4 protein-coding genes are annotated in these 15,005 nt (G+C 38.7%); 3 read left to right on the top strand and 1 reads right to left on the bottom strand.

Features of this window, described 5'->3' with window-relative positions:
• Positions 1 to 10: 10 nt before the first annotated feature.
• The 3 genes from WAA15_RS22855 (at position 11) to WAA15_RS22865 (ending at position 14,056) form a co-directional block, all read left to right on the top strand.
• Positions 11 to 7,135 (top strand): hypothetical protein, encoded by a 7,125-nt coding sequence (locus tag WAA15_RS22855; RefSeq protein WP_337045172.1) that lies wholly within the window; start codon positions 11 to 13, stop codon positions 7,133 to 7,135.
• Positions 7,136 to 7,181: 46 nt separating this feature from the next.
• Positions 7,182 to 9,044 (top strand): hypothetical protein, encoded by a 1,863-nt coding sequence (locus tag WAA15_RS22860; protein WP_337045173.1) that lies wholly within the window; start codon positions 7,182 to 7,184, stop codon positions 9,042 to 9,044.
• A 134-nt stretch (positions 9,045 to 9,178) separates the two neighbouring features.
• Complete coding sequence (locus WAA15_RS22865) at positions 9,179 to 14,056, top strand: hypothetical protein (RefSeq protein WP_337045174.1); 4,878 nt, start codon at positions 9,179 to 9,181, stop codon at positions 14,054 to 14,056.
• A 418-nt stretch (positions 14,057 to 14,474) separates the two neighbouring features.
• On the opposite strand, the gene WAA15_RS22870 is transcribed toward WAA15_RS22865, so the two are convergent.
• Complete coding sequence (locus WAA15_RS22870) at positions 14,475 to 14,780, bottom strand: IS3 family transposase (RefSeq protein WP_337045175.1); 306 nt, start codon at positions 14,778 to 14,780, stop codon at positions 14,475 to 14,477.
• Positions 14,781 to 15,005 lie beyond the last annotated feature (225 nt).

Below are 15,005 nucleotides of genomic sequence, written 5' to 3' on the forward strand. Positions count from 1 at the left end.
ACACAAGTTTATGTTTTTACGACCACTTCTTTGGCTCTTACTGATAGTAGGAGTCTTCGGTGCAAGCACAATTGAAACACTTGCCCAAAATAAGCTTTACCTGCCTCCAATCAAATACACAGCCACGGGTACCACTGCCTTCAATCAAGTGTGTTACCAAGCCGAAGGTATACAGTTTTGGGTCAATAATATCAAATGGGTACGAGGTGTTGATTATACCGAAGACTTCTGTGCCTATGGTATTTGCAAAATCAATTTTGATTTTGGTAAACTTAAACCTGGTGACACCTTCGAAATCAGAGATGCCTGCGGTAGTGAAGCAGCTACTCGTACGGTCGAAGATGATTATGTGTACGTAGAAGTTCCAAATGGCAATAGCTACACGGGCAATGGTATTGGTTCAACTGACGAATCGGCTCCTTATGGCCAATTGTCCAGTCCAGTTTCTGTGGGTAAGTGTGAACCTATCAATATCAATGCCCACGGATTACATAAATATTACATCAATGTGGGTACCAATAGCTTTGGTGCTTCTTACACTTCTGGGAAATTTCTTATCAATGGCAGTCCTTTAAATGGGGGCATGGTCGGAGCAGACTTACAAGGGTCGAGAGATCCTATTAGTTATACAGTCAACAGCAATGGCTCAATCACCTATAATGGTGGAGTAGCTTTTTCCAGTTATACCAGCTTTTCAGGGCGCAGTCCCTTTAGTTTAGAATACCAGCACAATGGTGTTTTACCCTTCGATGTACAAGAAGTAACGATGGGAGCCATCGGTTTCCGAATGCGCGATAATAATACCGTCAACATTAAAGAATACACTTATAATGGCACCATTGAAAGTACTGAAATGGGGAATTTTAGTGCATCTGTATTTAAAATTACTTACGATGGAGCTAATTTCAAATTCTATATTGACAACGTCTTGAAAAAGACCGTTGCACGTTCGGTGATTTATACATCTTCTAGTGGTAGCCTTTCCAATGGGGGAGTTTTGCCTTATGGCACGAGTGTTACTTGGCAACCCAGCAATTCGGGTAGCCAATGGGTAGGAGTAATTGTAGATGGCGTACTCAATACCCGTCAGCAGTTTAATGTTGTTGATGATATGAGCGTCAGTGAAAATATAGTTAATGTAGCCTGTAATGGCGGTAGCACGGGGAGTATCACTGTGAATGTCGATGGGGGAAAATCAGCTTTTTTGTACGCTAAAAATAATGGAGCATTTCAGAGTAGCAATATTTTTGACGGACTCAGCGCAGGAAATTACAGCATCAAAGTCAGAGATGCTTCGGGGTGTGAAACTACTAAAATTGTAGGTATTTCAGAAAATCCAGTTTTAAACCTGTCTTTGTCTACTAAAAATAATGTGAACTGTGTGAGCGAAAACAATGGTTCTGTTACTCTCGACGGTTCAGGGGGGATTGGTACTTTACAGTACGGTATCAATAATGCCAATTATCAAACGGCTAATACATTTTCAAATTTGGGAGCAGAAACATACACCTTTTGGCTGAAAGATGCCGCAGGATGTACCAAAACCTTAAACGAAACAATTGGAATAAATAGTACGCTTAGTGCTTCGGTAAGTGCCAGCCAAAATGTGGGATGTTATGGTGGCAATACGGGTTCCATCACCATTACCTCGGCGGGTAATCCAGCAGGGGCAGTGCAGTATTCGATTGATGGCACCAACTTTGTTGCAGGAAATGTCTTTACTGGGCTGAGTGCCAATACTTATACCGTGAAAGTTAAAGATAACTTGTGTATGGTAAATGTTGCTTCGCAGGTTATTACCCAGCCCAGCGATTTGAGCATTAACGCCGATATTCAGCTCATCAGTTGTTTCGGTGGTTCCGATGGCAAGATTATCCTCAATACTTCGGGTGGAACACCCGCCTATCAATTTTCGAAAGATGGTATCAATTACGTTAGTACGAATGTGTTTGAGAATCTAGAGGTAAATAATTATAAGTTTTGGGTAAAAGATGCCAATGGTTGTGTAAAAGAGAGTGGGATAAGCAGCATTAGCCAACCTTCCATTTTATCGGTAGGCATCGATACAAAAACCGATGTGGTTTGTAACGAGGGTAATACTGGGGTTATCAAACTCAAAGCCAACGGAGGAACCAAGACCTATCAATTCTCAAAAGATGGAGTTAATTTCCAAGAAGATTCCACGTTTGCCGCGCTAAAGGCTGGGAATTATACCTTTACCATCAAAGATACCAAAGGCTGTATCCAAACCACCACGTCAAGTATTTTGCAACCCACCGCCATTGTGATTAGCAGCCCCGTGGTTACGAATCTGACTTGTAATGGCGATTATTCGGGACAGGTTGTGGTTGATGCTACTGGAGGAGTGGGGCCATACACTTTTTCAAAAGATGATAATTCTTACCAAAGCTCGGGTACTTTTAGTAATTTAGCGGCCAATAATTATACCATTTATGCTCAAGATAGCAAATTATGTAAGGTAAGTATAAATACTACCGTTAGCGAACCAAGTCTTGTTTCGGCGACCATTACTATCACTAATAATCTTTGTAATGCCGACCAAACCGGACAAATCGAGGCGGTTGGAAGCGGGGGAACACCAAGCTATAAGTATAGCCAAGATGGAATCAATTTTGTTAGCTCTGGAACCTTTACTTCTTTATCTGCAGGTAGCTATAACATTCAAACCAAAGACAGTCGAGGCTGTTTGCATAGCCAAACTGTCACTATCAATCAACCCACTGCACTAACGGCTACATCGGGTATTACCAAACACGTAACCTGCTTTGGCGGTAATGATGGTACCATCAATGTACTGGCGGGTGGTGGTACAAGCCCTTACACGTATTCGGCCAATGGCACGACTTACCAAAGCGACGCTAATTTCTCTTTTGCCATTGGTAATTACAGCTTTTGGGTAAAAGATGCTAATGGATGTATCAAAACCACGAATAGTTTGACGCTGACCCAACCGAGTGAAATTGCGCCAAGTATCAGTACTAAAAAGGAAGTTTCTTGTTTTGGAGGCAATAATGGTACAGTCACTATTGCGGCCACGGGTGGGGTGGCTCCCTATACTTTTTCTAAGGATGGGTCTAATTTTCAGACCTCAGGTGATTTTGATGGATTCTCGGCGGGAATCTCGGTATTAACCGTTAAAGATAATGTTGGTTGTACAAAGCCTATTTCGGTAGATATTCTACAACCTGCCCAAGCGTTACAAGTGAGCATCAGCTCTCAGTCTAACCTGACTTGTTACGCAAATAATACGGGTAGTATCCAAGCGGCAATGGCTGGAGGAACGACTCCATATCAATTCTCCAAAGATAATAATGACTTTCAAGCCTCGGGTACTTTTACTGGCCTAGCCGCGGGAAGTTATACGATTTATGGCAAAGATGCCAATAATTGCTTAACCAATATTGGTGTAACGCTTACCGAACCAAGCAATAGCACTATTTCTTTACTTCAAAAACAAGATGTTGATTGTGCTAGCTATGCCACGGGCTTCTTCAAAGTAGAAGCTTCGGGTGGAGTGGGTGCTTTTACTTATAGTTTATCGGGAACTGACTTCAATGGCAATGATTTAGCTACCGCCGCCAATAGTAGTGGTTATTTCGATAAGCTTAAAATGGGGAACTATATTATCAATTACCGTGACCAAAACTCCTGCTCAAAAGATTTTCCTGTAACAATTATTGCCAAAAGCAGTCCCATTCGATTTGATGTTACCAAAATCCTACCGACTGATTGTGTGACAGGCAATGGTAGTATCGTAATTAACAATGTTAGAGGGGGGCAAGGAAATTATGTCTACCGTATCAGCAGCCAAACCTCCGCCTCAAGCAACAATATTTTTAGTAACTTGGCTAATGGAAGTTATTATATTACCGTAACGGATGATTTGTGTGCGTATACCGAAGCGGTGAACTTAGAGTTACCCAATAGTATCAAAGCTACCTATACCATTAACCCCATCAGTTGCCAAATCCCAACGGCCAATCTGAGCATTGACAACATTAGTGGCGGAAATGGTGGGTATAGCCTAGCCATTGATGGTAGTAGTTTTTCGAATAATCGAATTTTCAATAACTTATCGCCCAATACTTATGCTATCACAATTCAGGATAGTCCCCTGTCCTGTAAAAGTGTGGTTAGCGTCGAAATCAAAGAGCAGAACCGGGCAGATTTGAAAGTATCGGCGTTAGGGAATATCTCTTGTTTTGGCGGCAATAATGGTTTTATCAATGCCATTGGTGATAATAATATGGGGCCATTCAACTATGCAATTAATGATGGTGGATTTTCCTCGAATGGTAATTTTAGTAGTTTAGGTGTGGGAACCTACAAAATATCTGCCCAAACCCGCATCGGCTGTTTGGACAGCATCCACGTCACCTTGAGTCAACCAAGTCTTTTGCAATCCAATCTTATGTTGCAAAGTAATCTTTGTAATGGCGACCAAACGGGAAAAATCAGTATTGTCGGAACGGGTGGCGTAAGTCCGTATCAATATTCCCTTGATGGAACAAACTACCAAGCGGGCAGTGATTTTACCAATCTTCTAGCGGGTAATTATACTGTAACGGTCAAAGATAACAATGGGTGTAGTTTTACTCAAAAAGCAACTGTGTCCCAACCCACGTTGGTAAGTACTAGCTCCAGTGTATTGCAAGATGTTTCGTGTTTTGAAGGGAATGACGGCAAAGGACAAGTGATTGGTTCGGGTGGAACGTTTCCTTATACTTTTTCTATCGATGGCACTAACTTTGTTAGCAACAATGTCTTTGATGGACTAATGGCCAATACTTACCAGTTCTGGGTAAAAGATGCCAATGGTTGTACGAAAACGTCGGCCTCTATCACCATTACGCAACCGACACTTTTAGTGCCTTCAGTGGCGGCTTTCAGCAATGCTCTTTGTAATGGTAGTAGTGATGGCACCATCACGCTGGCAGCTACGGGTGGCACGAGTCCCTATCAATATTCCAGAGACAATCAAAGCTACCAAGCGGCCACGCTCCTGACTGCTTTTCCAGCAGGAGAATTCATGGTGTATGTCAAAGACAGCAAGGGTTGTGTGAGAACCACCACTCAATCTATCGAGCAACCTGCTCCTTTGTCTTTGAATTTAGTGTCTAAAAGCGACTTGACTTGTTTTGAAAACCAGACAGGAAAACTGGAAGTAGGAATCAATGGTGGAACCCAACCGTATCGTTATTCTTTGGATAATGTCAATTTTCAGCCTTCACCAAGCTTTGAAAGGCTCAAAGCGGGTACATATAATGTGACAGGTAAAGATGCCAATAATTGTACGTTTTTACTTAGTACGAGTTTGTCAGAACCTGAATTGTTAAAGGCCAGTTTTACGGTTAAGACGAATGACTGTTTTGGTGACCAGACGGGAAAAATTAATACTGTTGTATCGGGTGGAACCACACCTTACGAGTATGCCTTGAATAATCAGGCTTTCCAAGTAGTAAGCGAATTTACCCACCTCTTTGCCGGGAATTATGTAATGACAATTCGGGATAAGAATGCCTGTATTTACACCCAAAATGTGGAAGTCGAGCAACCCAATGAGTTGAAGTTATTTCCCATCAACCAAGATTTGATTCGTTGTTTTGGAGAAGCCAATGGTTCTATTTTGATTAATACTACAGGTGGAACTCCCAGTTTTATTTATTCGCTAGATAATAAAATCTATGAAGATAAACCACTCTTCCAAAATCTAAAAGCTGGCACATATCCAATTTATGTTAAAGATGCCAACCAGTGCTTCCAAAAAAGTGAGATTACCCTGAAAGAACCCGACAAGCTTCTTATGAGTATAGTTAAACAAGCCAATCCGCTGTGTATGGGTGAAGCTAATGGTATTATCGAAGTAAAGGCCATAGGGGGTAATGGAGGGTATACTTTCGTTCGGGACAATGTATTGAAGAACCAAACCGGTGTTTTTGAAAAACTCACGCAGGCCGAATATACTTTCAAGGTATTGGATGCCAAACAATGCGAAGACACTATCAAAAGTGTAGTATTGAAGTGGCCAAGTGCTTTGCGTGCGACGGAAGAGAAAATAGTGACTCCTGCCTGTGTTGGAGATGCCAATGGAGCTATTATGCTTTCGATGAAAGGAGGAACCCCACCTTACAAGGCTCAATTTAATGAAACATTTTTGACGGTGAATCCATCAATGACTGATGCGATTATATTCGACAAATTAACTTCTGGTACTTACACCATTCTTTTGCAAGATGCCAATGGCTGTCAATTGCATACTTCTGTCAAAGTTCCTGTGCCAACTTCACTTAATACGATTGATTTTAGCTCTTATTTACCAAAAGAAGTATGTAAGGGGCAACAATTGGTTCTCAATGCCAACAATCCTAATCAAACCATTCAGTGGTACCTTAATGGCTCGGCGATTCCTCTGGAAGACCTTACTTCCCAAGATAATACGCAACTCAGCAAAGACCAACAGACTTTGACTACTTCGGTAGCGGGTAAATACAGTGTATCCGTTAAAAATGCGTCGGGTTGTGAAGTCAAAGCAGCGTATGAATTGGTCAATAATGATAAAGCTTTAAAGGCTGATTTCTTGCTACCAGTGCAGGTTTTTGTGGGAGATGAAGTGGTGGCTATGGACATCACTAAACCGATTCCCGATAAGGTGATTTGGACATTACCAGCCGAAGCCGATAAGATAGAAGAAAATATCAAGCGTATCAAGTTTGCTTTTGTCAATGATGGTAAATATATGGTGCAGATGCAGGCCTTTTTAGGCGACTGTATAACCCTTGTGAAGCATGATATTGAGGTATTTAAAATCGAAGACATTGATAAAACTGAACCTAAATTAGGTTATGACAAAACCAAGCTCATCAGTAAGGTGGTTGTTTCGCCGAATCCCAGTTTTGGGAAATTCAGGGTCTCGGTAGATTTGGTGCGTGCCAAACCAATTGAAGTGAGTTTAGTGCGAGCTTCTTCAGGACAAATGGTCTATAAAACAACATTCAGTGAAGCCAAGCAACAGCACATTTGGGACATGGATGTAAAAGTAAAAACGGATAATTATCTGCTCATTATCAGAAGTGAAGATTCCGTTAACCAAACAAGAATTGCTATTATCGACTAAAACCACCCAGCAGCAAAGGCCAACCGTCTCTAAAAAGGATTTTAATATGAAAAAAATAGTTGCACTATTAAATATCTTAGTTTTTGTAGTCATTGGCCTACAAAAAAGCCACGCCCAAGACTTAGAAAAACTAAAGAACTTTCGGGTGAAAGACCTTTTTAATGGAGGTATTAAAGTCAATGGAGGTATCACGGCTAATCATACTTATTACAATGCTTGGGGTATTGCAGAAAGACAAGTGCCGCTAAACTTTTTGTACAGCGGTAATCTGACTTTAGATATTTTGGGTAAAATCAAAATGCCTGTTCAGTTTAGCTTTTCTAATCAGAATGTACAATTCGCTCATCCCTTTGATAAGCGTTATCGTTTTACACAACCCTTCAATCGATTAGTTTTAAAACCGAATTATAAAGGCTGGACACTGCATATTGGTACTTGTGCCTTGAATTTTTCGCCCTATACACTGGCGGCCCATCGTTACGATGGTATTGGTGTGGAGTATAAACCTAAAAGCAAAGGTGCTACAAAGGCTCAATTTTACGGAAGTTTAATGCTCGGCAATCTGAAAAAGGCAACTCGATTGGATACAGCTTTCAAGGTTCGCAACAACCAGCCCTCCTTTAAGCGTTTTGGTATAGGGGTGATGTTAGGGATAAAAAAGGAAAAAGATGCTGTCGAACTTATCTTTTTTACAGCCAAAGACCAGTACAGTTCCTTGCCTTATTCATTAGATGCTCAACACATTTTCCCGCAGGCTAATGTGGCTACCTCCCTTAAACTTAAAAAGGGAATTGGTAAACAGCTAAGTATCCATTCTGAAATTGCTCTTTCAGGTATGACTACTGATTTGCGAGCAACAGAAGGAGCCAGACAAAAAACTTTTATTAATTCTTATGCAGGTTTATTGCCTCTTAATGCTTCAACTACTTATAGCAAAGCCATTTGTTTAGGACTTGACTATAAAGGCAAGGGTTTTATTACAGGCTTAGAGTATAACCGAGTAGACCCAGAATATCGTACACTAGGGGCCTACTATTTTACCAATAATCTTGAAAATATTACCGCTAAAATTGCTACCCAGCTCCAAAAAGGAAAAATCTCCATCAACGGTAATGTGGGTTTGCAACGAGATAACTTGAACAAAGATAAATTACAAACCCTCAGTCGATTTGTGGGGATGGCCAACGTGATTCTTCAGCCTTCTGAAAAAACCACATTGAATTTTTCATATTCTAACTTTTTAAGTTATTCTAATCTTCGTTCAAGTTTTGAGTACCTAACCCAAATTACACCTTATGATGCTTTAGATACCTTAAACTTCCGACAAATCAACCAAAATATTACAGCCATCATGACTTTTACTTTGCCGTCAGCATCGGAAGATATTAGCAAGAATTTGGCTATCAACCTAATTTATCAAAATGGTAATGACCAGCAAGGCAAACAAAATAATTCATCGAAACTCTATAATCTTTCGGCTAATTATGGCTATGGTATCAACAGCCAAAAACTTAATTTGGCTGGAGCAATGAATGTTAGTAAAAATGAAGTGGCTAATTTCAATGATTTAATGTGGGGACCTTCGTTGACAGTAAGCAAAGGGTTTGCCAATGAACTAAATGTTATGTTGGGTTTAATGTATAGTACTTCGTTGGCGCAAGGTACAACTACTGGGCGAAATACCGCAAATAATATACTTAGTGGACGAGTAGGCTTGACTTATGCTATCAAACAGAAACATCAATTAACATTTAATATCATTTATTTGAATAAACAAAACATGGTTAATGCGCAAAAACCAGAAGGATATAGCCCACCTTCTTTTCAAGAATTGACGGCAACTTTGGCTTATGCTTATCGATTTACCCACGCTTTCAGTTCCACGAAAGTCAAGGTCTCAAGAAAATAAACATCTAATCATTTTGATGAAGGTGTAATAAGAATGCAGTATTCGTTCAGTTAGTTGGTTGATTCTTATTTCGGCCGGCATATTAAAGATTTATTTATGGAGTTAATTTCCACAGTCAAACTTTATACAGTACCATGCAAAAAATTATCCACTCATTAATTATTGTATTTTTTACATCCGTTGTAAGTTTTGCTAAAGAAATACAACCCTTGGTTTTACCTTCGGGCGAGATTATTAAACCTCGCCACGATGGCAAACATTATTTCATAACCAACCACTTTGTAATAGCACAACCCACACAGACAGAAATTGAGACAGCTATTGCCGATGCTCAATCACAAGGGAGAATCATCACTATGACATCATCAGGGCTTGATATTCCACAAGCACTTCAAGAAGTATCGTCTTTGCCTGTTACTTTTCGCAATCGTATTGACGGATGGAACTACGACATCACGGTTTTTGCCATAACTTTTACACCTGAGGGCTCAAAACTTAAAATCGGTTGTAAGTTTACCTTACCTAATGGGATAAACCTCTATTTCGGAGCCAATGATATTGCCGCTTCGGGGAAAAACGGCTTCGTAGGCGAACTCCCCATTCTAACCTCAATGCTCACAGATACCAAAGCTTCAGAGATTGATGACGCCGATAATCTGCTGGCAGGGGAAACCAATTTCTTTGAGTTTTCAGTGCCGAACTTCAATGATAAACTCAGTATGGGGCTTGACAAAGAAACTAAGTTATATTTTGAATGTGGCACTTTTAAAAAGTTTACGATTTCGGGCTTTGTAAAATCTTATGATTTTGTAGAAAGAGAAGCTACCGATGGAACAGCTTTAACAGATGGTAAACCCCTGATGTTATTCTTCGGAAAAAAAGACATATATGATTGGCAAGATATTTATATAGAAGCCCAAGTATCAAGGGCTTTTCATGATACCAGAATTTCAGATTTAGGCTTTCACTTTGCTTCTGGCAATAAAGCCATTATAGATTTTAGTAAGAATCAGAATCCGAATAGCCTTCCAAGCTGTGTTAATACCGATGACTGGCAAGGAATTTATTTTCCTGCATTTCAGGTTCGTTTACCTAAGTTTTTTAAGCTCCGTTCGGGTGTAAATTTACCTATGAGAGCAGGTAAAAACTTGTTTATTGACAAATCAGGACTGGTTGGTAACATGACAGCCGAGAAAGTTTATGATCTGCCTGAAGGCTACACCGATGATATCAATAATTTTGATATGTCATTAGACTTAATCACGGCAACTTTTCTATGCAACCAAATGCCACAGGTTACTATGCTTGGGAGAATCCAGTTAGGTAAATGCGGGGGGAAAAAAACAGCCAAACTGCTTTATTATAACTTCTTGTATGATAAAGTAAGAAATACTTACAGTTTCTTGATAAAAGACTCTGAAACAGGTATTTACACTACAAACAAGATTACCCTTTCGAGTGGTTCTAGTATTACATTTGGTATTTCAGGTGAAAGTCTTGTGTTAAATACAAAACTTTCAAAAACACCACAGATTAGTACAACAGCTTATAATAAAGCTGTTTGTAGTAACAATTCTACTACGCTCAGTATCAGTAATTGTGAGACAGGGATGTTTAAATGGAATACAGCCAAAGGTGATGCTAACATTTCTCCATTATCTATAACCCCCAACATTACAGCCAACCAAGAAACCATCGTTTATCAAGCCAACTGTTTTGATGAATATTGTATCAACGAGAGCTCAAACGCTATTTCATTAACAGTTTACAATGGTTTACCATCACTTACACTTACAAGCAATAAAGGCGTAACATCGGCCATTTGTTCTTATGAAACAGCAAAATTAGAAGTAGGAGGCGATTGCCCGGGGATTCTGCAATGGATTACACCCGAAAACACAACATTTCAAGACGATGACAACCGAACCAAAACCGTTTTCTACCCTCAATTGTCAAACCTTACTACACAGCAGTACAAAGTAGCCTGTAATTTGAACGGCTGTATGAGTACCAATAACCCAGAAATAAATATTCAAATTAAAAAAGCAATAGATAAACCACTTTTGACGACCAACCAAACTGACAATAAAGTCTGTACGGGTCAGAGTATCGAAATTTCTGGGAATTGTTCAAACTCAACCGATATATTCAGTTGGACAGAGGGTGTAGCAAATACAGGCCCCAATACATTTACCTTAACAACCGATATTGCAAAACCACAAAATAAAGAATATTTTTATAAAGCAAAATGTATAAATGATGGGTGTGAGGCAGAAAACGAGATTAAAGTCAATGAATATGCTATAAAGCAACCCAATATTTTTGTAGCTCGTAACCCTATTGAAATAGGAGGAACAACAGAAATTATAGCATTTGGTTGTGAAAGAGATACCTATATTTGGAGTAATGGTAAAATTGGTGTCTGGGATGGTCAGAATGGCTCGATTATGAGAGAAAATATTTATGAAAATAAAACTTACTCTGTGCGTTGCGTTGTTAATGGGTGTTCTTCATCAGCTACAACTCCAATTACTGTTTATGTTGAAAGCTGTGAAAGCATTTATCCTAAACCATCCGTATATTATGTATCGAATAATAACCCAATTGCGGGTGAAGAAGTTGAAATAGGCGTAAAAGGATGTCCGAATAACAAGTTTGAATGGGATAATGGCGCAGGAGTAGTATGGACAGGTGTTGAAGATATGTACACCACAAAATTTTATCCTACTGCCGATACTGAGTATAAAGTCCGCTGTGTGAGAGATGCTGGATGTGCATCTGGTTGGGTAACGGCGGTTTCAATTAAGGTAAAAAACTGTAAAGACTCTTATACAAAACCTTCGATATATTATGTATCTAATAATAGCCCAATTGCGGGTGAAGAAGTTGAAATAGGCGTAAAAGGATGTCCGAATAACAAGTTTGAATGGGATAATGGCGCAGGAGTAGTATGGACAGGTGTTGAAGATATGTACACCACAAAATTTTATCCTACTGCCGATACTGAGTATAAAGTCCGCTGTGTGAGAGATGCTGGATGCGCCTCTGGTTGGGTAACGGCGGTTTCGATTAAGGTAAAAAACTGTGAAGACTCTTATACAAAACCTTCGATATATTATGTATCGAATAATAGCCCAATTGCGGGTGAAGAAGTTGAAGTAGGGGTCAGAGGATGCCCGAATAACAAGTTTGAATGGGATAATGGCGCAGGAGTAGTATGGACAGGTGTTGAAGATATGTACACCACAAAATTTTATCCAACTGCCGATACTGAGTATAAAGTCCGCTGTGTGAGAGATGTTGGATGTGCCTCTGGTTGGGTAACTCTTTCGGTTAGAATCAAGTCTATGACTGTTACGCCTTGTACCAATCCTACTGCTACTCCTAATATAAGTAGCAATAAAACTAACCTATCATCCGATACAGATTCAGTAATTTTAACAGCAACAGGTTGCAATGGTACAGTTAATTGGAATAATAATAGCAATGGAGGGCAAATTTCAGTTTCAACGCCAGGTAAATACTCTGCAAAATGTAACATAAATGGTTGTATTAGTAATAATAGCAATGAAATTGTTATTATAAAAGAAGGGTGTATAATTCCTGCCGCTCCGCTAATTAGTGCCGAAAAAATTATACTAAAAGAAAACGAATCCACAAAAGTTACGGCAACAGGCTGTACAGGTAGTATTTCTTGGAGTAATGGTAGTAAGGGTTATCAAATAGTGGTTTCAAACCGAGGAAAATATACTGCTACTTGTAACGTTAATGGATGCACCAGTGAAGTAAGTAATGAAATTGAAATAAAATCGGAGAACTGTATTACACCATTTGCCCCAAGTATTACTATTACAAAATCAGTAATCATAGTTGGCGAGAAAGTAGTAGTGAATGGAGTTTGTGTAAATGGTACGTTAGAATGGAAAAGCCCTTCAAATTTTACAGGTGGAGAAGTAAAACCAATATCTAATACAACTTATGAGGCAGTATGTACAACAAGTACAGGTTGTAGTAGCGATAAAGCAAGTGGAACAATAACAGTGAATATCACTGGTACACCAGTCAGATACAATCCACCGTTAATAACTGTTTCCTCAGATTTAATCACAAAAGGGCAAACAGTTAAAGTAACAGCCACCTGCGAGACAGGTAGTAGAGTTTCATGGATAGCACCAAGTGGTTTCAATGGCGGAGACCACAAACCAGATGCAAGCATAGTCTACAAGGTTAAATGTGAGAAAAATTACCCATTCTCAGATAATATACTTGAAGATAGTGACGAGAGTAGTAAGCAGGTCATTGTAGTTTGTCCAACTATCATTCCGCCAGTAATAAGTACAAATAAAACTGAAATTACAGATGATGAAAAAGCAACTATCACAGCCGTTGGGTGTAATGGCGGAGCCATCCAATGGAGAAATGCATCAAATGGAAATCAGATAACTGTTGGGGCAGGTAGTTATAGCGCCTTGTGTGTCATTGATGGCTGTTATAGTAAAGAATCTAATGTAATTACTATAAAAATAGGATGTAAAAAACCTAATGCTCCTGTTATTTCCGCAACAAAGCTAGTGACGTATAATGACGAAAAAGCCATTATTACTGCGTCTAATTGTACTGGTACAACAGTTTGGAGTGATAAAAATTCAGGGAATAAAATAGAGGTTAACAGTGGAACATATTTTGCAATTTGTGAGGCAAATGGTTGTAAAAGTGACTTTTCAAATGAAATAACGGTAACTAATAAAAAATATTTTTCTTATACAGTTTCTGTTAAAATAAAAAAGATAGGTTTTCACGCTGATTATGAAGAAACAATTACATTTTATTCAAAAGAAGCATTAAGGGGTGGGATAAATTTCTATGATGATATAGATTGTACAAGCTTCCAAAGGTTTTTCAAATGGTGGGCTGACTGGTTATATAATGACTATGGGACTTTTGTTTATGGAGGTGTAACTTATGCTATCAATGTAAAGACGGGTTACATTACGACAAATACTCCTAGATAATGAATAATTTCAGTCTTAGTATTTTTTACCTTTCTATAAAATTGTGCAGGGTCTATATTTATCTTTTAGATTATGAAAATTAGGCTATGCTTGATAATTGTTTCAAAAAAGTGAAATTGAATAAAGAATCTAATTTGAAAGAGATTAGATTCTTTATTCTGTGAAGTGGGAGTATTTTCTAAACTGTGTCAACTTTAATTGAGCGAGTTATAAGTTCTGGTTGAAAAAAACAGAACTTATAACTCGCTCAATTAAAGTGTGGTGGTTCTATAGAAACGCTACAATTTTGAATTGTAAATTTATTGTATTTTTCTTAGCTATCTTGATTCAATTTTTCTATTTTGATATAAATTCCAAGGAGAAAACAAAGTATTTCTTCTTTAAAAGAATCGGTAATTACTATGAAAATATAATAATTCTAAGAAATATAAAGTAGGTCTAACTGTAGCGAATCTATTGAACCTTCACAAGTTATGTCTGTCTGCCACACTTGATTAGGTCTATCAATAGTCAAATTATTAAGTAAATAAGGGAAAATAAACGCATCTTTAGCCTTTTTGCTTAACTCAGGCTTGGGCATTAAAGTATCCAAAGCCATTTTTTGATATAGTCGACGGATACGCTTTACGTTTACACCCACTCCATAACTATAATTGATATAGTCTGTCATACGTTCTACTCCATAGAAAGGACACTCTGTAAACTTGACATCAATCTTGTTCATAATGAACTGATTAAGTTGGTTCTCTCCCCGTGCTTTAAAATAATAGCTACTACGGGGGAGTTCCAGTAACTCACATTGTTTACTAACACAGAGTTTTGGATATGAGGATGATTAGACTCCTCTTTTGATGGAGCCTTCTCTTTTAAAACTACTCCATTGTCCATAAAACTCTAAGTCATTTTTAAGAAAAAACCTCATTCCTGTTTGGAAATGAGGTAATCACTA

Origin of the sequence: Emticicia sp. 17c, from assembly GCF_037153985.1 — a bacterium.
Classification (GTDB): Bacteria; Bacteroidota; Bacteroidia; order Cytophagales; family Spirosomataceae; genus Emticicia.

Excerpts from the sequence above, each read along its gene's own strand:
- WAA15_RS22855 (WP_337045172.1), top strand. The coding sequence starts at position 11 with ATGTTTTTACGACCACTTCTTTGGCTCTTACTGATAGTAGGAGTCTTC.
- WAA15_RS22870 (WP_337045175.1), bottom strand. The coding sequence starts at position 14,780 with ATGAACAAGATTGATGTCAAGTTTACAGAGTGTCCTTTCTATGGAGTA.
- WAA15_RS22865 (WP_337045174.1), top strand. The coding sequence starts at position 9,179 with ATGCAAAAAATTATCCACTCATTAATTATTGTATTTTTTACATCCGTT.
- WAA15_RS22860 (WP_337045173.1), top strand. The coding sequence starts at position 7,182 with ATGAAAAAAATAGTTGCACTATTAAATATCTTAGTTTTTGTAGTCATT.